This window comes from Polynucleobacter sp. JS-JIR-II-b4 (assembly GCF_018687815.1).
Classification (GTDB): Bacteria; Pseudomonadota; Gammaproteobacteria; order Burkholderiales; family Burkholderiaceae; genus Polynucleobacter.
Window position 1 is genome coordinate 756654 of record NZ_CP061306.1, and the last position, 20745, is coordinate 777398.

At 46.4% G+C, this 20745-nt stretch carries 17 protein-coding genes; 14 read left to right on the forward strand and 3 right to left on the reverse strand.

What is annotated here, in order from left to right; all coding sequences use genetic code 11:
* The first annotated feature begins 5 nt into the window (after nucleotides 1-5).
* Complete coding sequence (locus ICV90_RS03870) at nucleotides 6-191, forward strand: DUF2892 domain-containing protein (RefSeq protein WP_215359865.1); 186 nt, start codon at nucleotides 6-8, stop codon at nucleotides 189-191.
* Here ICV90_RS03870 and tal read toward each other — a convergent pair whose 3' ends face one another.
* Complete coding sequence (gene tal, locus ICV90_RS03875; RefSeq protein WP_215359867.1) at nucleotides 192-1169, reverse strand: transaldolase; 978 nt, start codon at nucleotides 1167-1169, stop codon at nucleotides 192-194. It lies immediately after the preceding gene.
* A gap of 93 nt (nucleotides 1170-1262) precedes the next feature.
* On the opposite strand from tal, the gene rpiA reads away from it, so the two are divergent.
* Nucleotides 1263-1973, forward strand: coding sequence for a ribose-5-phosphate isomerase RpiA (rpiA, locus tag ICV90_RS03880; RefSeq protein ID WP_215359869.1), 711 nt, complete (start codon nucleotides 1263-1265; stop codon nucleotides 1971-1973).
* A gap of 272 nt (nucleotides 1974-2245) precedes the next feature.
* On the opposite strand, the gene ICV90_RS03885 is transcribed toward rpiA, so the two are convergent.
* The gene (locus tag ICV90_RS03885) at nucleotides 2246-2518 is read right to left on the reverse strand and encodes an oxidative damage protection protein (RefSeq protein ID WP_215359870.1); all 273 of its coding nucleotides are present in this window, start codon (nucleotides 2516-2518) and stop codon (nucleotides 2246-2248) included.
* Nucleotides 2519-2559: 41 nt separating this feature from the next.
* On the reverse strand, nucleotides 2560-3924 hold the full coding sequence (gene argA / locus ICV90_RS03890) for an amino-acid N-acetyltransferase (RefSeq protein WP_215359872.1): 1365 nt from the start codon (nucleotides 3922-3924) through the stop codon (nucleotides 2560-2562).
* Between the two features lie 53 nt (nucleotides 3925-3977).
* On the opposite strand from argA, the gene hrpA reads away from it, so the two are divergent.
* The 12 genes from hrpA to ICV90_RS03950 all read left to right on the forward strand — a co-directional run bounded on the left by hrpA (nucleotide 3978) and on the right by ICV90_RS03950 (nucleotide 20744).
* Nucleotides 3978-8012 (forward strand): ATP-dependent RNA helicase HrpA, encoded by a 4035-nt coding sequence (gene hrpA, locus ICV90_RS03895; RefSeq protein WP_251367792.1) that lies wholly within the window; start codon nucleotides 3978-3980, stop codon nucleotides 8010-8012.
* Nucleotides 8013-8081: 69 nt separating this feature from the next.
* Entirely contained in the window at nucleotides 8082-9119 is a 1038-nt protein-coding gene (locus ICV90_RS03900) for a cytochrome D1 domain-containing protein (RefSeq protein ID WP_251367793.1), read from the forward strand.
* Nucleotides 9110-9916 (forward strand): polysaccharide deacetylase family protein, encoded by an 807-nt coding sequence (locus ICV90_RS03905; protein WP_251367794.1) that lies wholly within the window; start codon nucleotides 9110-9112, stop codon nucleotides 9914-9916. The genes ICV90_RS03900 and ICV90_RS03905 overlap by 10 nt, the downstream gene beginning before the upstream one ends.
* 3 nt (nucleotides 9917-9919) lie before the next feature.
* The gene (locus tag ICV90_RS03910) at nucleotides 9920-10891 is read left to right on the forward strand and encodes a sterol desaturase family protein (protein WP_215359873.1); all 972 of its coding nucleotides are present in this window, start codon (nucleotides 9920-9922) and stop codon (nucleotides 10889-10891) included.
* Between the two features lie 29 nt (nucleotides 10892-10920).
* Nucleotides 10921-11790: an EI24 domain-containing protein gene (locus ICV90_RS03915; protein ID WP_215359875.1), complete on the forward strand. Its 870-nt coding sequence runs from the start codon at nucleotides 10921-10923 to the stop codon at nucleotides 11788-11790.
* The gene (locus tag ICV90_RS03920; RefSeq protein ID WP_215359877.1) at nucleotides 11783-12643 is read left to right on the forward strand and encodes a molybdopterin-binding protein; all 861 of its coding nucleotides are present in this window, start codon (nucleotides 11783-11785) and stop codon (nucleotides 12641-12643) included. The genes ICV90_RS03915 and ICV90_RS03920 overlap by 8 nt, the downstream gene beginning before the upstream one ends.
* A 199-nt stretch (nucleotides 12644-12842) precedes the next feature.
* On the forward strand, nucleotides 12843-14258 hold the full coding sequence (glnA, locus tag ICV90_RS03925) for a type I glutamate--ammonia ligase (RefSeq protein ID WP_215321863.1): 1416 nt from the start codon (nucleotides 12843-12845) through the stop codon (nucleotides 14256-14258).
* Between the two features lie 26 nt (nucleotides 14259-14284).
* On the forward strand, nucleotides 14285-15406 hold the full coding sequence (glnL, locus tag ICV90_RS03930) for a nitrogen regulation protein NR(II) (RefSeq protein ID WP_371743888.1): 1122 nt from the start codon (nucleotides 14285-14287) through the stop codon (nucleotides 15404-15406).
* A complete protein-coding gene (gene ntrC, locus ICV90_RS03935; protein WP_215359881.1) occupies nucleotides 15403-16854 on the forward strand; it encodes a nitrogen regulation protein NR(I) in 1452 nt (483 codons plus the stop codon). Before glnL ends, ntrC begins: the two co-directional genes overlap by 4 nt.
* A complete protein-coding gene (gene xth / locus ICV90_RS03940) occupies nucleotides 16847-17695 on the forward strand; it encodes an exodeoxyribonuclease III (RefSeq protein ID WP_215359883.1) in 849 nt (282 codons plus the stop codon). Before ntrC ends, xth begins: the two co-directional genes overlap by 8 nt.
* 119 nt (nucleotides 17696-17814) lie before the next feature.
* Nucleotides 17815-19494, forward strand: a complete 1680-nt coding sequence (locus ICV90_RS03945; RefSeq protein ID WP_215359884.1) for an efflux transporter outer membrane subunit — start codon at nucleotides 17815-17817, stop codon at nucleotides 19492-19494.
* Nucleotides 19495-19547: 53 nt separating this feature from the next.
* Nucleotides 19548-20744, forward strand: coding sequence for an efflux RND transporter periplasmic adaptor subunit (locus ICV90_RS03950; protein ID WP_215359886.1), 1197 nt, complete (start codon nucleotides 19548-19550; stop codon nucleotides 20742-20744).
* Nucleotide 20745 lies beyond the last annotated feature (1 nt).

The window sequence follows — 20745 nt, forward strand, 5'->3', positions numbered from 1 at the left end:
TTCATATGAAATGCAATATCGGACATACTGATCGCGTTCTACGAATGACTGTTGGCGTCACGCTAATGGGCTTAGCTGGTTTTGGTATTACTGGCCCATGGGCTTGGATTGGCATTATTCTTTTATTAACCGGAATATTCGGTAACTGCCCAGCTTACTCAATACTAGGCATCAATACCGCCAAGAAGTAATTACTTGGCTAGTAGTGATTCCAACTTCTCGGTATCCACGCAGAAGTTCCGAATCCCTTCAGCCAATTTCTCGGTAGCCATTGCATCATTGTTGAGCTGCAGGCGGAAACTGGATTCATCTAGTTTTAGCGGTGCAATGCCTTCCGCCTCTAATGCTGCTTTGGCATTAGCAGCATCGAGTTTTGCCTCGACTGAGGCATAACTGCTCTGGAGCTCAGCCAATAGCTCTGGGCTAATAGTCAAAAGATCGCAACCAGCTAACTCTAATATCTGACTAGTATTTCTGAAGCTGGCACCCATAATTTCAGTAGGGATGCCAAAGTGCTTGTAGTAATGAAAGATTCTCTTTACTGAAGTTACGCCAGGATCATTTGCGCCACCATTAGCACTGTCACTCCAGTTACTAGCTAACTTAGCTTTATTCCAATCGGTGATGCGACCCACAAATGGAGAAATGAGTTTTGCATTGGCTGCACCACATGCAGCCGCTTGCACGAGTGAGAAGAGTAGGGTCATATTGCAATGAATACCTTGCGCCTCTAATTCTTTGGCGGCGGCAATGCCTTCCCATGTTCCTGCTAACTTAATCAAAATCCGTTTACGGTCAATGCCATGAGATTCATATAGGGCAATTAAATGCTTTGCTTTAGTTACAGTCGCCTTGCTATCAAAAGAAAGTCTGGCATCAACTTCAGTAGAAACGCGACCAGGAACAATCTTCAGAATCTCTAAACCAAACGCAACCAAAATGTAATCCACCAAGTCGGTCGGGCTCATACCTGGATGCGCTGCTTTGACCGACTGCACCAAATCTTGGTAATTGCTTTGTTGAGCAGCTTTCAGAATCAGGGATGGGTTGGTAGTCGCATCTTGCGGCTGAAAAGCCTGCATACGCTCAAAATCGCCTGTATCAGCCACAACGGTGGTGAGTTTCTTCAGTTGCTCTAGTTGATTTAGTGACGAAGGGGTGCTATTCATGGGCTTGCTCGTTACTCTAAGGTTGTTTTCTTGTAGATATCATATGATAGATGGATTAATTACTCAGTTCCAGTAAAGGCATTTGATAGCTATATGAACCAAGATCAACTAAAGCAAATGGTGGGCGAGGCTGCTAGAGATGAAGTCCTCAAGTTACCCGCTGGTCAGATTTTGGGTGTGGGTACAGGTTCGACTGCAAACTTCTTTATTGATGTGCTGGCCCCTCATAAGGATCATTTTGCGGGCACGGTATCGAGCTCTAACGCTACGACTGAGCGCTTACTCAAGCACGGTTTTAAAGTATTGGACCCAAATGATGTGCAAGGTCTGCCAGCTTATGTTGATGGGGCGGATGAAATCGATCCTTTGGGTCATATGATTAAGGGCGGCGGCGGAGCGCTCACCAGAGAAAAAATTATTGCCTCCATGGCAAAGCAATTTATCTGCATTTGCGATTTATCAAAACAAGTGCCGGTGCTAGGCAACTTTGCATTGCCAGTAGAAATCATTCCTCTTGCAAAAGGCGTTGTGAGTCGTGAGTTGGAGAAATTAGGCGGAAAAGTTACCCTACGTCTGGCAAAGAGCACTAGGGCCGATCTCAATCAAACTCCCAGCGAGCCTTTGGTCACTGATAACGGTGGTTGGATCTTGGATATAGCTGGCCTGAAGATTGCCGATCCTATTCAGATGGAAGCGCAGATCAACCAAATTGCTGGTGTGATTACCGTCGGCCTGTTTGCTAAAGAAAAAGCCAATATTCTGTTGGTCAGCAACGCTGCTGGTGTTGAAAGAATTGCGCTGTAGAAATTAAAAAACCCGACGGGGTATGCCCATCGGGTTTGTCTGCCATGGTATGCATGGCGCAGATAATCGGAAGGTAATTAGTTCCGACATCTATAAGTGCACAGATGCACTCATCTTAAGTGGCTTTCGCCAATGTGAGTGGGACACTAATTCTGTCTCACCACAACTTCATCCTACGCTTATAGTTGGCAGTGTCAACAGCAATTCAAAATATATTTTTCAATAAATCACATGCTGCAACACGGCAAACTTTATTTGCAAACTATATTTACTTAGTCTGCAGGCGGAACGTAACCTTGAGCCATATCAGCACCACCCTCAAAGAAGTACTTTTCTACCTGCTTTAAGAGGTACTGACGTGCACGCGGGTCTGCCATGTTGAGGCGGTTTTCATTAATCAGCATCGTTTGGTGCTTTAACCAAGCAGCCCAAGCCTCTTTGGAGACTTGATTCCAGACCTTCTTACCTAGCTCGCCTGGAAGCGGGGCAAAATCCATTCCCTCAGCTTCTTTATTGAGTTTGATACATTGAACCATGCGTGCCATCTGTAATACCTTTCTAGTATTTCTTCAGTTTCTTAAATTACTTATAGATCTTTAGTTAAAACCATGGACTTGCGGTCCCAGTTATAAATTTGTTTTCTTTCTTCAGGCAGATCATCGACCGTTGCCCGTTTAAAGCCACGCTTTAAGAACCAATGCTCTGTTCTAGTGGTGAGAACAAATAATTTTTTAATACCTTCTTGCTTGGCGCGCATTTCAACACGCTTGAGTAGACGCTCGCCGTCACCCGACCCTTGAACGTCAGGATCTACTGCAAGACAAGCTAGCTCACCAACACCATTAGGGAATGGGAAGAGGGCGGCGCAACCAAAGAGAACGCGGTCATGCTCTATCACTGAGAAGCGCTGAATATCACGTTCAATCACATCTTGTCCACGAGCCGCCAAGATGCCTTCGTCTTCCAAAGGCATCGTCAACTGCAAAATACCGCCTACATCATCTTGATTAGCTTCACGTAAGTTCTCGATATCAGATGAGGCTAGCATCATGCCAATACCATCATGAGTAAAGAGCTCCTCTAGGAGGGCTCCATCCTGATTGCAGGGCAAAAAGTGAACCCGGCTAACGCCTGCCCGTATTGCTCTGCCAGAGATACTGAGCAAACTCTTCATGCCGAGATCCATGTCTTTGTTCTGGGCAACATACTCTTGCAACTGAGGCATAGATAGTTCAGTGATGAAATCACCTTCATTATCTTTAAGGCCTGCATATGGACTCAGGAAGATTAACTTATCCGCCTTAAGGGCAGCAGCAGTGGATGCAGCTACGTCTTCGTATGCCAGATTAAATGCTTGGCCTGTTGGTGAGAAACCTAAAGGAGACAGCAACACAATCTTATTGCTATCAAGAGACTGTCTAATCGAGCTAGAGTCAACTTTGCGCACCAAACCGGTATGGATGTAATCAGTGCCTTCAACAACACCCACAGGCATTGCAGTAATAAAGTTTCCTGAGATCACAGAGATACGTGAGCCAGCCATTGGAGTGTTTGGTAATCCGCGACTAAATGCTGCCTCAATATCGAGGCGCAATTCACCGGCAGCTTCTTTAACGCACTCTAGTGCGGCAGCATCAGTAATCCGATAGCTGTGCAAGGCGCTCTTGCCAAACTTGCTTTTAATATTCCGGAGCATCAACTGCTCTTCAATCTGTGGGCGGATGCCGTGAACCAAAACAATGCGCATACCCATAGCATGGAGCATGGCGATATCTTCAATCAGATTCTCAAGACCGATTTCTTGGACGAGTTCACCCGCAAAGGCGATCACAAAGGTCTTCTCGCGGAAGCTATGAATGTAGGGCGCAACATCGCGCAACCACCCTACGAAAGGGAAGTTGGAGGTCGTTTCTTCGGCCATTAAGGCCTGGTTCGGTGCATTTGTTGGCATAGTGAGAAAATTATAGGGTGCAAGAGCCCATAAACCAACAAAAACCCAAAGCAATGCCACAGCCTGTGCCTGCTTCCAACACCTCACGTAAGCTAGAAATTCGCTTTCCAGAGGAATTGCCGGTCTCTGGTCAGCGTCAGCTGATCAAGGATGCCCTGCAGAGCCACCAGGTGGTGATTGTGTGCGGTGAGACTGGTTCGGGCAAGACCACCCAGCTTCCGAAGATCTGTTTGGATCTGGGGCGAGGCACGATTAATGGCGGCAAGCTCATTGGCCATACTCAACCACGCCGGATTGCAGCCACCGCTACGGCCAAGCGCATCGCCCAGGAGCTAGGTTCGCCCATTGGCCAAGATGTGGGCTACCAAGTTCGCTTTGCTGATAAGACTAGTCATACCGCCTCTATCAAGTTGATGACCGACGGTATCTTGCTGGCGGAGACTCAGCGCGATCCTCAGTTACGCGCCTATGACACGCTCATCATTGACGAAGCGCATGAACGAAGTCTGAACATTGATTTCTTATTGGGATATCTGCGCCAGCTACTCCCAAAGCGGCCAGATCTCAAGCTGATCATTACCTCAGCAACCATCGATGCCCAGCGTTTTGCCGAGCACTTTGCCATTAATGGCAAGGTAGCGCCCGTTATCGAAGTCAGCGGTAGATTGTTTCCGGTAGAGCAACGTTACTCACAGCTAGAGCCGGATGCCAAGCCAGATGGCAAAAAAGAATCCAAAACTGCCAAGGAAATCCCGGATGCGGTGACGGAAGAGATCGCCAGCTTATGGCGAGAGGGAGCAGCGGGCGCAGGAGACGTGTTGGTCTTTTTGCCGGGCGAGCGTGAGATACGCGATTGCGCAGAAGCCTTGCGTAAAGATCATGTCTTGCAGCAACGCTTTCATCCAGAGATTCTGAGTTTATTTGCTCGTCAATCCGTCGCTGAGCAAGAGAGGGTCTTTAGCCCAGGCAATGGGCGACGGATTATTCTGACAACCAACGTTGCAGAGACCTCGTTAACAGTACCGAACATTCGGTATGTGATCGATAGTGGTCTAGCGAGAGTCAAACGCTACTCCTATCGCAATAAGGTAGAGCAGCTACAAATTGAGCCCATCTCGCAAGCTGCTGCCAATCAAAGAGCAGGGCGTTGCGGTCGTGTATCCGATGGAATCTGCGTGCGTTTATATAGCGAGCAAGATTATCTAGGGCGGCCTAAATTTACTGATCCAGAGATATTGCGTAGCTCGTTAGCTGCAGTGCTCTTGCGCATGAGCTCCTTACGCTTACCCAAGATCCAGCATTTCCCCTTCATTGATAAACCCTTGGGCAGAGCGATTGCCGATGGTGTGCAACTTTTGGATGAATTGGGCGCAATTGAATTTGATGAATCAGAGCCTGCAGATGGTAAGGATATTAATAACAGCTTCAAGCTCACGGCTATTGGCAAACAATTAGCAGACTTACCGCTTGACCCGCGCATTGGCAGAATGCTCTTAGCTGCTAAAGAGCAGAATGCCCTAAAGGAAGTCACCATCATCGCATCTGCTTTGGCAACTCAAGATCCGCGTGATCGCCCTATGGATCAGGCTGCAGCAGCAGATCAAGCTCATCTACAGTTTGCTGATGAGCGCTCTGAGTTTCTGAGTTTCGTCAAACTCTGGAATTGGTATCAAGATGCTCTAAAACACAAACATAGCAATCGACAGCTTGAGAATCTGTGTAAAAGCAAATTTCTGTCACCACGTCGCTTGCGTGAATGGCGCGATGTTCATGGCCAACTACACACCATGCTGGGCGAGAAAGGCTGGAAGGAAAATGCTTTAGCCGCAACATATGAGCAGGTACACCTTTCTTTATTAACAGGCCTGCTCGGATATGTAGCCAAAAAAGAAGAAGACGAAAAATCTCAAGATCGCAATAGCAAAACAGGTGGTTACGTAGGCGCGCGGGGTATTCGTCCATTCATTTGGCCTGGTTCTACTATTGGCAAAAAGGCAGGCGCCTGGATTTTGGCTGGGGAGCTGCAAGAAACGAATCGCATGTATGCCAGAACGATTGCGAAGATTGAGCCGCAATGGGTGGAGCGCGTTGCAGCGCATCGTCTGATCAAATCCCTTAGTGATCCTTTCTGGGATAACCGTCAGGGTGAGGTGATGGCTTTTGAGCGGGGCACTTTGTATGGCTTGCCGATTTATCATGGCCGTAGGGTTCGATATGAACCACACAATCCCGAGGAAACCAGGGAGTTATTTATTGGCCAAGCCCTGGTGCAGGAAGAAATGTTTGGGCGCATGGATACGCCTGCACTCCAGCGTGAAACAGAAACCGATGCCAAGAAAAAATATCCTAATGTGTTTGGATTCTTTTGGCATAACCGTCGCTTAATTAAAGAAATCGAAGCTTTAGAACATCGCTCACGTCGACCCGATGTATTAGTAGATGATGATTTGTTATTCGCTTTTTATGAGTCTCGAATACCTAAGGAAGTGCGTAGTCGTGAAAGTCTTAAAGCATGGCTAACGAAAGACAGAAATACCGAAAAAGATCTTGATACTCAACTTCGCCTAGAAAAAGCGGACTTGATGCGCCATGAGGCGGCTGGTATTACCGTAGATCGCTATCCAAAGACGATGTTAGTCGGTGGTGCACAGCTGAGTCTTACCTATCACTTCGAGCCTGGCAGCCCAAAGGATGGTGTAACCCTTGTTGTTCCATTAACCCAACTGAATCAAGTGGATGGCCGTCGTTGTGAATGGCTAGTTCCTGGAATGTGTGAGGAGAAGGTATTGCTGCTTCTTAAATCACTGCCCCAGAAATTAAGACGCCATTGCGTGCCGTTGCCAGATTATGCAAAGGCCTTTCTTGAGCGTAAGTTAGAGGAAAAGCAATTTGGCGTAGGGGACTTTCTGGATAGTCTGATTGGCGATATTCGCAAAGAGCGCGGCTTAGAAATTAAACGAACTGACTTTAGGCCAGAGGCATTACCACTACATTCATCGATGAATTTCCGTCTGATTGACGAACATGGACGCCAGCTTGAGGTAGAGCGCAACTTGGCTCGCTTACGTTCGGAATATGGACAGACCGCTCGTAATGCCTTCCAAGCGATTGCCCAAGAGACTGCTCAGGTCGAGTTGGGAATGGAGCTACCTCTAGGTGAAAAATCCAAACCCAATTCAAACGGAGGTGCCAATACCGCCGATACCACTCGTAAGGTCGAGCAGGGTGGCTACCGCGCTTGGGAGTTTGGCGAGTTGCCAGAAACTTTAGAGATCCAAAAGGGGAATAAAACTCTGTTTGGTTACCCCGCCCTAGTAGATCGCATTGACTTTTGTGATCTCGAAGTATTTGATGATTTAGAGGAGGCTCGCAAACAGCATGCTTTAGGACTACGTCGCTTATTTGCACTGAGTAATAAAGACACGCTCAAAGCTCTGCAAAAACAATTGCCCGGTATTCGTGAATTGGGTTTGCTATTTATCAATGTGGGTTCGGTAGAGGGCTTGATTGATCAGATTCTGAATATTGCCCTTGAGCGTGCTTTTATGACCGAGCAACTTCCGGTGAACGCAGAACAATTTGCCGAGCGCCTACAAGCAGGAAAACCGAGATTGGCGCTTATTGCCCAAGAGATTGCTCGCCACGCATTAAATGCATTGCAAGCCCATGCAGATTTGCAGAAAAAGATCGCTAGTGCAAAAGCAGCTTCGCCAAGTGCCTATACCGATATACAGGCTCAGATGCAGGGATTAATCTTTCCTAAGTTTGTGGCGGAGATACCTTACTCCCAATTGGTGCATGTGCCGCGCTATTTAAAAGCAATTGCGATGCGGATTGATAAATTACGATCAAACCCTAGTCGTGATGCCCAATGCCAAAAGGACTGGGAATCGGTTGCTCGTCCGTGGCAAAAACTGATGCAAGGGAATAAGGGGTCTGCCTCTTATGCGATGGCCGAGGATCAGGCTTTAACGGATTTTCGTTGGCAGTTGGAAGAGTTGAGGGTGGCTTTGTATGCTCAAGAGCTCAAAACCCCAACCCCCATGTCCTTAAAGCGGCTCGAAAAGGTTTTAACAAGCTTGCGCTAGGTCAAATCCAAGGCATATCCACTGGATTTGGAGGCCTATTCATTCCCCTCAATTGCTTACAATGGAGGGATGTACAAAATTATCAAGATTAGAGGTTTTCGCACAATTGCGGCCTCTGCATTATTGGCGTTTCTATTGGCCAATCAAACTGCCTCTGGGCAAACAACAAGCCCTGCAGCTTCAGCAGCCCCTGCAAATCAACCTAAGTTGGCAGTGATTCTGAATTCTGGTTCTGCATCTGTCAGTTTGATCGATATGAACACGCGTGAGGTTGTTAAAACGATCCCGGTTGGTAAGGAGCCTCATCACCTCATGATGACCCCTGATCAAAAATCATTATTGATTGCCAATGCTGCAGGTAATGATGTTGTATTGATGAATCCAACCACGGGTGAATTGACTGGCAAGATTCCGAACATCATTGATCCATACCAAATCGGTTACTCCCCAAATCACAAATGGTTTATAGCTAACGGCAATCGTTTGGATCGAGTGGATATTTATGCTGCCGACAGTGCAAATCTTAAGTTAGCTAAGACCGTAAAGCTAGGTAAGACACCTAGTCATATTGCTTTTACATCGGATAGCAAAATTGCATTTATTACTTTGCAAGACTCTAGTGAGCTTGCCGCAATAGATCTTGAAACACAAAATGTATTGTGGGTCATGCCTACAGGTAAGGTGCCTGCTGGTTTGTGGATGACACCTGGTGATCAGTATTTATTGGTGGGCATTACTGGTGAAGACAATGTTCAAGTGATTGACTGGAAAAATCGCAAAGAAGTGAAGCGCATCCCTACAGGGAAGGGTGCCCATAACTTCCGTCCTTTAGGGGACAAAAAGCATGTATTTGTCAGCAACCGCATTGCTTCTACGATCAGCTTGATCAATATGCAAACCTTGGAGAAAGTGGGTGATATCACTGGACTACCAGCCGGCCCAGACGATATGGAAATTACTCCAGATGGTAAAACGATGTGGGTCACTTTCCGCTTTTCTAAAAAGGTTGGGGTAATTGATATCCCAACAATGAAGTTGGTAACGGTGATTCCGGTTGGTAAGTCACCACATGGTGTGTTTTTCACTCCAAGGGCTGGATGGGAATAATTAATATCATGAAGCGCCTAAGTCCTAACGCATTCATTCGTATCGCAGCCGTGCTTATGCTCGGCTGTTTTTCATTGGGCGCCAATGCGCAAGCCGCAGAATGTAGCAAGAAGGTCTACCTCACCTTCGATACTGGCAATATGTCAGTGGCTGAAAAAGTAGCTGAGATTCTTAAGCGGCAAAACGTAAAAGCTACTTTTTTCTTGGCCAATGAAAAAACCTACCGCGGCGACTTTGCTTTAGATGAGTCTTGGAAGCCCTTTTGGCAGCAATTGGCAAAGGAGGGTAATCATTTCGGTAGTCATACCTACGACCATGATTACTTTGTGAAGGATGGCCCTAAAGGGCAGGTTTTTGAGAAACCACAATTTGGTCCAAAGGCTGGGGAAACCGTTTTGTATAACGAAGCGGCAATGTGTAAGCAGATTCGTCGGGTTGATCAGCGCTTTCAAGAAATGACAAATCAGCCGCTACAGAAAGTCTGGCGTGCTCCAGGGGGTAAAACTTCGCCTACTTTGATTCGCATCGGCGATATGTGTGGTTATCAGCATATTGGCTGGGCACCTGCTGGCTTCCTGGGGGACGAGTTGAACTCCGAGAAGCGCCCCAATCACCTTCTGTTGGATAAAGCGAGTAGAGATCTAAAGGATGGCGATATCACCATGGCTCACTTGGGCATTTGGTCTAGAAAAGATCCATGGGCACCCGCGGTTTTGGAGCAGTTGATTATTAACCTGAAGGGTCGTGGTTTCTGTTTTGGGCTACTGCCCAAAGATTCAGCAAATCAGTCAAAATAAAGCATGGACCTCACTACCGTCACCTCCATGATTGCGAATGCTTACGCCAGCGTTCAGGAGTTTCTGTTTGCTAATGTAGTGGGTCCGATTCTGTACCAATTCGATTTAATGTCTTGGGCTGAGGATGTATTTGATGGAATCGATTGGTTTTTGTTTGGTTGTGTTCAGCTCTTCTTAATTCTGGTTGTATTAAGAACGTGGGAGCGTTTAGTCCCAGCAGAAAAGCAAGAGCGTTTTTCAAAGTCGAGTAGGGCAGATGTTCTGTACACCTTATTTCATCGCCTGGGAATATTTCATGGCTTAATTTTTATATGCCTATCTGGATTCTTTTTTGAGATTGATTCCATCCTGCATGATTTCCGTTTTGATCGCCTGAATGTAGAGTCCTGGTGGCCGGGAGTGACATCAGTCCCTGTCGTTAGCTTCGTAATCTATCTCATCATTCTGGACTTTGTTGATTTTCTTTATCACCGCGCTTCGCATGCGTTTAACTGGTGGTGGCAATTGCATGCCTTGCATCATAGCCAAACAGTAATGACGGCCTGGTCTGATAATCGTAGTCACATTCTGGATGATGTGATGCGAGCAGCAATCATGTCCTTCTTCGCGCTGTTGATTGGTGTATCGCCAGGGCAATTCATTATGTTGATTGCGCTAAGCCAATTTATTCAAAGTTGGCAGCATGCCAATATTAAGGTTCACTTAGGGCCTGCTAAATATCTATTGGTATCCCCAATGTTTCACCGAATGCATCATGCTGTGGGCTATGGGCATGAGGCTATCGGTAAACCCGGCGTATTGGGTGGTTGTAATTTTGGTATTTTGTTTCCGTGGTGGGATATGTTATTCGGAACGGCCATCTTCACTAAAGAGGTCTATCCTACGGGGGTCAGAAATTTAACTGTTTCAGAAAATATCCTCACCCAACAATGGCAAAGCTTGGTGCGTGCCATTAAAGAATTCAAGCCTAAGTAGACTGCAAGTCTGCCGGCAATAGGAGTTGTATGGTCGGATTACCGCAAGTATTTAAATCGTTTGGCATGGCATTAGTTGGAACCATGCATCCGCGAATGTTATGGCTTAGCTTCAGGCCATTTTTGATCGTCTCAGTTTTATGGGGTTGCCTCATTTGGCTCACATGGACGCCAGCCTTAGAAACATTAAGCATCTTTCTAACAACTTCCGTCTTTACCAGTTGGATACAAGAGGGTTTGGTTTGGGCGGGCTTTGAAAATGCTAGAGCGTGGATTGCGCCATTATTTTTTGTCATGCTAATCATCCCCTTGATTACGATTAGCTTGTTAGTCTTCATCGCGTTTTCAACGGTACCCTCGATTGTGAAAATTGCCTCTAGGCAGTCACAATTTCAGGATCTAGAGTGCAAGAAGGGCGGCGGTTTCTTTGGCAGTTTGATCTATAGCCTATGGTCAGCCCTCATTTGTCTTGCGTTGGTGATGCTCACCCTACCTGTGTGGTGGGTTCCTCCACTGGTGGCTGTCTTGCCTCCATTGTTATGGGGATGGTTAACGATGCGCCTGATGTCATATGACGTTCTAGCAAAGCATGCCAGTTCAGAAGAGCGCGACCTTCTGCTTCAAAAATATCGCTGGCCTTTATTCTGTATGGGTATAGCCTCAGGCATGTTGGGCGCAGTGCCAACTTTCTTCTGGGCTACCTCTGCATTGGCTTTAGTGTTATTTCCAATAGTGAGCTTTATAGCCCTTTGGATTTATTCTCTGATTTTTGTGTTTGCTGCTTTATGGTTTAGCTACTTCTTATTAGATGCGCTCAAGCAATTGAGAGAAGAAGAGTTGGATCAAGCGCTCACAGTGCAATCTCGCGTTGTTGATATGGAACTGCCTTACCATGGTTGATGCAATTAAAAAAGTTGAAATAGAAGTGCCAAACAAAGCCCAACGTCGCTTCGGTTTAATCGTAATTGGTGATGAGATTTTGTCTGGTCGTCGTCAAGATAAGCACATGAGTAAGCTTATCGAGTTGCTCAATGAGCGCGGCCTCAGTCTTGCATGGGCCAAATACGTTGCTGATGATCCCGAGCAAATTACTGCAACACTCAAAGACAGTTTTGCAAGTGGTGATGTTGTGTTTAGTACTGGCGGCATTGGCGCCACGCCGGATGATCACACCCGTCAATGCGCGGCACTTGCTCTGGGTACAAAAACTGAGTTACATCCAACTGCGCAAGAATTAATTGCTGGTCGCATTCAGTCGATGGCAGAAGGCGATCCAATCAAGTCGGATTTAAGTACTCCGGAAAATCAGCATCGCTTCAAGATGGGGGAGTTTCCGATTGGTAGTGAAATTATTCCAAACCCATACAACCAAATTCCAGGATTTCGGATTCAAGAGCATCACTTTGTTCCTGGCTTTCCGGTAATGGCTGCGCCGATGATGGCTTGGTGCTTGGATACTTATTACAAGGATCTATTCCATCAAGAAAATTGGGCAGAGCAAAGCTTCATCGTTCCCAAGGGAGTTGAATCTACCTTGACCCCCTTAATGGAGCGCATAGAGGCTAATTTTCCGGGGGTGAAGGTCTTTAGTCTCCCCTCTGTCGGTGACACCTCTAAGGGGGGTGTTTATGCCCAGCGTCATATTGAGCTGGGGATTAAGGGTAATGCCAACCTTCTAGAAAGCGCTTGGATTGCCTTGAGAACAGGAACCCAAGAGCTGGGTTACGAAATCCACGACATCAGCCAGTCTTAGTTGCACTAAAAAGGTGCAAATAGGGGTATTTAGGCTTGTATGAGGGGTATTTCAGCACTTAAACAGTGCAATAATGAGAGTTCCCATTTGTTTGCTTCAGTAAATTACATACATCCAGTAGGCATGTTTGGTGCCTGGAATGAACAAGGGTGTATGCCTTAAGTTTTGATTCCGAATTTAGTTAATAGAGGAGATTTGCATGACGAAGACCGTCGCTGATGTGATGAAGTTGGTTAAAGAGAAAGAATGTACTTTCGTTGATTTCCGCTTTGTGGATACAAAGGGTAAAGAACAACACACGACAGTGCCTATCTCTGCTTTTGACGAAGATAAATTTGAGAGCGGTCATGCATTTGACGGTTCCTCTATCGCTGGTTGGAAAGGTATTGAAGCTTCAGATATGTTGCTCAAACCAGATCCAACGGCTGCTTACATTGATCCATTCTATGAAGAGCCAACCTTGGTTCTCACATGTGACGTTATTGAGCCAGCTGATGGCAAAGGTTACGATCGCGATCCACGTTCTATCGCTAAGCGCGCTGAAGCGTATTTGAAGAGCACCGGCTTAGGTGACGCTGCTTACTTTGGTCCAGAGCCAGAGTTCTTCATTTTTGATGGCGTGCGTTGGGGTGCCGATATGCAGGGTTGCTTCGTGAAGATTGATTCCGAAGAAGCTCCATGGTCATCTGGCGCTGAAATCGAAGGTGGTAACACTGGTCACCGTCCAGGTAAAAAAGGCGGTTACTTCCCAGTTGCTCCTGTAGATACATTCCAAGATATGCGTTCTGAAATGTGTTTGATTCTTGAATCATTGGGCATTCCAGTTGAAGTTCATCACCATGAAGTTGCTGGCCAAGGCCAAAACGAATTGGGTACTAAGTTCAGCACATTGACTCAACGCGCTGACTGGACTATCTGGCAGAAGTATGTCATTCATAACGTTGCTCATGCTTATGGCAAGACAGCAACTTTCATGCCTAAACCAGTAGTTGGCGATAACGGTTCTGGTATGCACGTTCACCAATCCGTTTGGAAGAACGGTGAGAACTTGTTTGCTGGTAACGGTTATGCAGGTTTGTCAGAGTTTGCATTGTTCTACATTGGCGGCATCATCAAGCACGCTAAAGCATTGAATGCAATTACCAACCCAGGTACAAACTCATACAAGCGTTTGGTTCCAGGCTTTGAGGCTCCAGTGAAATTGGCTTACTCAGCACGTAATCGTTCTGCTTCAATCCGTATTCCACACGTTCCTAATCCTAAGGGTCGTCGTATTGAAACTCGTTTCCCAGATCCATTGGCTAACCCATACCTCTGCTTCTCAGCATTGCTGATGGCTGGTTTGGATGGCGTGCAGAACAAGATTCATCCAGGCGAAGCTGCTGACAAGAACTTGTATGACTTGCCACCAGAAGAAGATGCAAAGATCCCAACCGTTTGCGCAAGCTTGGAAGAGGCATTGGACGCATTGAAGAAAGATCACGAGTTCTTGACTCGCGGTGGAGTATTTACTGAATCTATGATTGATGCATATATCAATTTGAAAATGGAAGATGTCACACGTTTCCGTATGACTACTCATCCAATCGAATTTGATATGTACTACTCCCTGTAAGCGAAGGAGAGAACTTGAGCGCAGGTCTGTTGCGCAATTCGTTCAAGGGAGCAGCTACGGCTGCTCCTTTTTTTCCGACATTGCTTGATCAGATGCCCAATGCCATTGTGGTATTTGAGGCTGAGAACCAACAATTGGTGTACGTGAACCCAGCTGCCGAGTCAGCCTTGGACCTCTCGCGTAAATCACTTGAGGGTCAATCTGTGCACAACTTATTTGGTGACAACTTAGCATTAAGTGACATGATTTCTGAGGTGAAACAGGGTCATGTATTGGCCCAACGCCAAGAAATGGTTTTGCATTCATTGCCGGGTAGCATTCATCAAGACTCCATTCCAGCGCATGTAGTGGTTGCAGCTTTAGAGGATCCCGCACTGATCATGATGGAGTGGTTTCCGATTGATCAACAGTTGCGGAGTGAGCGCGATGAACGCGTGACACAGCAAGTTGAAGCAAATAAACAATTAATGCGTAATTTAGCGCATGAGATTAAAAACCCATTGGGTGGTATTCGTGGGGCAGCGCAGCTATTAGAGTTTGAGTTACCAGACAAAGGCTTGCGCGAGTACACGCAAGTCATTATCAAGGAGTCTGATCGTCTGCAGACTTTGGTTGATCGTCTGTTGGCGCCGCATCGCAAAGCGCATGTGATGGAATCTTTCAATGTGCACGAAGCATTAGAGCGCGTGCGTAGTCTAGTCTTGGCAGAGTTTCCAAAAGGTTTACGAATTATTCGTAACTACGATACAAGTCTGCCCGATGTCTTGGGCGACCGAGAGCAATTGATTCAGGCAACCTTAAATATTGTGCATAACGCTGCACAAGCGCTTTCTGAAGAGATTAGCAGCGGTACTGCGCAAATTGAACTGAAGACCCGTGTGGCACGTTCCGTCACGATTGCAAAGCATCGCTACAAATTGGCGATGGATCTGCATGTGATTGACAACGGCCCCGGCATTCCGGAAGAAATTATTGAGCGCATCTTTTTCCCATTGGTTTCGGGAAGAGAGGGTGGTAGTGGGCTTGGTCTGACCCTTGCGCAAACCTTTGTACAGCAGCATCAGGGATCTATTGCTTGTAATAGCCGTCCAGGGCGCACCGATTTTCATATTCAAATTCCATACCGTAGGCAGGAGAAAGCATCATGAAACCAATTTGGATCGTTGACGATGATCAATCTATTCGTTGGGTCTTAGAGAAAGCGCTAGCGCGTGAAAATATTCCGCATAAGAGCTTCTCTAATCCAAATGATGTGCTCAATGCCCTCGAAAAAGAATCCCCTCAGGTGCTGATTTCTGATATCCGTATGCCGCGTGGCAACGGCTTGGATTTATTGCAGCACGTGAAAGCAAGTCATCCGAATTTACCAGTCATCATCATGACAGCGTATTCTGATTTGGACTCCGCTGTCTCTTCATTTCAAGGTGGTGCATTTGAATACCTCACCAAACCTTTTGATGTCGAAAAGGCGATTGAATTAATTCATCGTGCGGTAGAGCAGGGTATCCGTAATGACTCTGGTGCGAAAGAGTTAACTGCGTGGAGACAAGACGCCACTGAGATTATTGGTCAAGCACCAGCAATGCAGGAAATTTTTCGTGCCATTGGGCGCTTAGCGCAATCTAACGCCACAGTCCTGATTACTGGAGAGTCCGGCACTGGTAAAGAGTTGGTTGCCCACGCCCTGCATAAGCACAGTCCTTGCGCCAAAGGGCCATTTGTCTCCTTAAGTACTTCAGCTGTGCCAAAGGATTTGTTGGAGTCTGAGTTATTTGGTCACGAGCGCGGTGCTTTCCCAGGTGCGCAGACTTTGCGTCGAGGCCGTTTTGAACAAGCTGATGGAGGTACTCTATTCTTGGGTGAGGTAGGTGACTTACCTTTTGATCTACAAACCCGTTTACTCCGCGTTCTAACTGACGGACATTTTTATCGCATCGGTGGACAAGACCCGATTAAGGCAAATGTTCGAATCATTGCTTCGACACATCAAAATCTAGATGCAAGAGTCGCTGCTGGGTTCTTCCGTGAAGACTTGTTGCATCGCTTGAATGTGATTCGTTTGCGTATGCCTTCATTGCGTGAGCGTAGTGAAGACATTCCAATGTTGGCTAGACATTTTATGTTGAGCTGCGCCAAGTCTTTGGGCGTTGAACCTAAAAAATTGTCTGATGAAGTCTTAAAAGAAATGAGCGCAATGCCATTTCCGGGAAATGTACGTCAATTAGAGAACTTATGCCACTGGTTAACAGTGATGACGTCTGCAAACGTGATTGGCGTAAGCGATCTTCCTGCTGATATTGTTTCCGAAGCGAACGAACAACCCATCGTTATTCACGGCGAGTCTTCGCCAAGTAATCCCGTTGCTGCCAAAGTTGCTGTAGGTGACTGGGAGAGTGGTTTGGGGCGTCTGGCTGTCAAGATGTTGCAAGATGGCGATAAAGAAGTTTTTGATGCCTTGACCGCACGTTTTGAAAAGGCAGTATTGCAGGCAGCTCTAGAAGTTACTCGCGGCAGAAGAGTAGAGGCTGCCCAGCGTCTAGGTATTGGCCGTAATACGATTACCCGTAAGTTGCAAGAGCTCGGTATTGATGACTGATTCGGTTCGAATAGCTGCGTGGAATGTGAACTCCTTAAAGGTTCGCCTTCCACAAGTGCTTCGTTGGTTGCAAGATCAAGAAAGCAAGAAACAACCGATTGATGCGCTCTGCTTGCAAGAGCTTAAGCTCACGGATGATAAGTACCCCCATAAAGAGCTGGAAGATGCGGGTTACCTCAGTTTGGCTGCTGGTCAAAAGACTTATAACGGTGTCGCGATCATATTACGCAAAGCTGCGCTTGCACCAATCGCCTCGGATATAGAAACAGCATTTCTGAAGCCCACTAGAAACATTCCAAACTACGCAGATGAGCAGCAACGCATTCTCGCGGCGACAGTCTGCTTTGCTGGTACGAAACCGATGAGACTCGTATCAGCGTATTTTCCAAACGGGCAATCACCTGATAGCGACAAGTTTCAATATAAATTAGCTTGGTTGAAGGCATTGCAAACTTGGTTAACAGAAGAGCTTCAACAAAGCGAACGCTTGGCGCTCTTAGGTGACTTCAATATTGCTCCGGCAGATCAAGATGTGCATGACCCTAAGGCATGGGAAGGGCAGAACCTCGTTTCACCACCAGAGCGTGAAGCGTTTCAAGATCTGATTAAGCTTGGCCTCCACGACTCATTCAGAATGTTTGAGCAGGCGCCGAAAACTTTTAGTTGGTGGGATTACCGCATGATGGGTTTCAGAAGAAATGCCGGCATGCGCATTGATCACATTTTGCTGAGTGAGGCGCTCAAGGGAAGATGTAGTGCTAGCACGGTAGATAAAGTGCCTAGAGCCTGGGAGCAGCCTTCGGACCACGCTCCAGTGATCGCGCAGATCCAAAAGTCTTAATCCGTATAAGCCTAGGGCTTACACTAGCCCTGCATTCTGAATCTTGCTTTATCCTTATGATTAGTATCGATAATTTCCGCCCTTAGACAAGGCAATCAGTTTAAAAATTAAGCACTTGAATGCCATTACCTAGAAACACGATTACCCATGCACTCATAATTTCCGGCACCTTGATGCTTGCTGGTTGCATGATGGTTGGCCCAGATTTTGCAAGACCGCCTGTTAAGGCAGTAGATCAATATAAATCAACAGCTCAAACTGAATTTACCGAATCTTTGGGTGAAAACTCAAACAAGATTCTGGACCCAGTAGAGTGGTGGAAAAGCTTTAATGATCCGACGCTCAATGCCTTGCTAAAGCAAGCTACTGCGCAAAACCTCACTTTGCAACAAACTGCGCTGCGGATATACCAACTGCAGGCCCAACTTGGTGTGAGCGATGCCGCATTATTGCCATCCGCCAATTTAAGTGCTTCGTATTCCAATAACCGCAATAGCGCAATTCAAGAAGCGATTAATGATTCCAATAATTTGGTCTCTAAAAATGCTTTGGTGCAGGTGAGTTGGGAGCTAGATTTTTGGGGAAAGAATCGCCGTGGAATTCAGAGCTCGTTAAGCTCCTATTTGTCTGGGGTTGCAGCCTTCTACTCGGCAGATGTGTCTTTAACTGCTGATGTTGCTAATACTTACATCAATATTCGGAACTATGAAGATCTGATCGTGGTTGCTAAAACCAATCTAGCCTTACAAAAAGAAAGTTTGCGTATTGCAGGCGCGCGTTTTAAATACGGTGCCACCTCGATGTTGGACCTGAGTCAAGCGCAAGCCCAGTATGAGCAGACAAAGGCGCAGATTCCAGCTTTGATTGCGAATTTAAAGAAAAACCAACACGCCATGAGTATTTTGCTGGGCGAGCCTCCTGAGTACTATGAAAAGACTTACGGAAATACCAAGGGAAGTCTGAAGCCTCCTGCTGAGCTTGGAGTTGGTATGCCAAGGGATTTATTGCGCCGCCGCCCAGATGTTCTGCAGGCCGAATTTGATGCTGCCTCTAAGTCTGCCTTGATTGGTGTCAGCAAGGCGCAGCTATTCCCAACGTTTACCTTGGGCGGCATCTTTGGTTATGCCACCTCAAATTACGGCACCTTATCCTCTGCTAATTTATTTAGTTGGGGTAATAACTCTTCTGGAGTAAATGCCGGACTTTACTTGCCACTGTTTTATAGAGGCGCAATTGTGGATCAAGTCCGCGTGCAGGATGCTATTTTCCAGCAGAGCCTCTTGGCCTACCAAAATCAAGTCTTGAATGCTCAGAAGGAGGTTGAAGATTCGCTTATTACTATCTCGACCACTAAAAGTTCAAAAGAGGATTTAACTCGCGGTGTGATTGCGGCGCAAAGTGCTGCAGATTTGGCACTTGAGCGTTATAAGGCCGGGCAGAATGATTACACCACGGTGATCACTGCACAGCAGAATCTATTAAATATCCAAAACTCCTTAGTCCAAACTTCATCAAATGAGCTTATTGGATATGTAGGTGCATTTAAAGCGCTTGGTGGCGGTTGGACTGCAGATATGAGTCCTCCTAAGTTGCCAGACCAGATGGTTGCTGAGATGATTGACCGAACAGATTGGGGCTCCGCCCTCACAAGGACTGGTGACCCATTGACGGTGAAGGCTAGCAAGTTTTTGGTAGATGCTCCTGATCCATCAAAGCCCACACAAACTACAGTGCCGGCTACATTAAACACACCATCAAATACAACGACTCCGCCGACCCAGGGAAGTACTGCGCCATGAAAGAACTATTAATAAAAGCCAAACTTTTGCTGATGCCCTTATGGGGGAAGCTTGTGACTCTATGGAACTTGCTCTTAGGAAAATGGAATGCATTCCTACTAAAGTTAAGTACGGTTGAGATTCCTATTCTGAAAAAGAAGCTTTCACCTCGGACGATTGGCGTATCTTTCTTTGTTCTCATTGCCTTGATTGCGATCATTTGCTTGAAGTCTTGCGGCAAAGAAGTGAAGCAGATGCCAATTCCGGTGACAACGGCTCAACCGCTGTCACAAGAGATCCGGAGTTTTGCAACATTTGACGGCCTCGTGGATCCATACCTCACAGTGAACTTAGATGCACGGGTTAAGGGTTACCTCACTAAGATTGGTTTTGCTGACGGAGCGATGGTGAAGAAGGGCGATCTTCTATTTGTTATTGAGCAAGACCAATACATACAAGAGGTGAAATTAAAGCAGGCAATTTATACCGAAGCGAAGCTTGAGTATGGTCGTCAGAAATCCCTACTTAAAGAGAATGCAACCTCTCAGGCTGCGGTTGATAAAGCCTTATCCCAATTTCAGCAATCGGAAGCTAATTTAACCCTCGCAAAAATTAATTTGGGCTATACCGAAATCAGAGCGCCTTTTGATGGCCTGATGGGAAGGCACTTATTGGATGTAGGCACCTATTTGGATAGCACCACCAAAGGTGTGCAACTCTCTACCATTCAGCAGATTTCACCAATTTATGTTTACTTCTCTATTAATGAGCGTGAGTACTTAAAATTTCAAAAGGGTCAAGATGCAAACGCAGAACGTAAGTCTGAAGTAAATACCTTGCCTATCTATGCAGGTCTGCAAGGTGAGGTTGGGTATCCTTTTGAGGGTGTCTTGGATTACGCTGCCAATTTGATTTCCACGGAGACTGGGTCCTTGCAATTGCGGGCAATCTTCAAAAATGAGAAGTACGAGTTAATTCCTGGTTTATATGCTCGAGTTATGGCTCAGTATGGCGCGCCAAGGCAGGCCTTACTGCTACCCAAGACTGCAGTCATGACGGATCAGGTGGGTGACTATGTTTTTGTTTTAGATGCCGCCATGCGTGCGCAACGTCAAGATATTAGCCTGGGTCAGCGCTTTGAGAAATATGTAGAGATTAGCAAGGGTTTGACTGCCGCCAGTAAGGTAGTCATTAATGGATTTATTAATCTGAGTATTAATCAAATTGCCCAGCCAACAGAGGTCACGCTTGAGGCAATGCCAGCTCGATAAT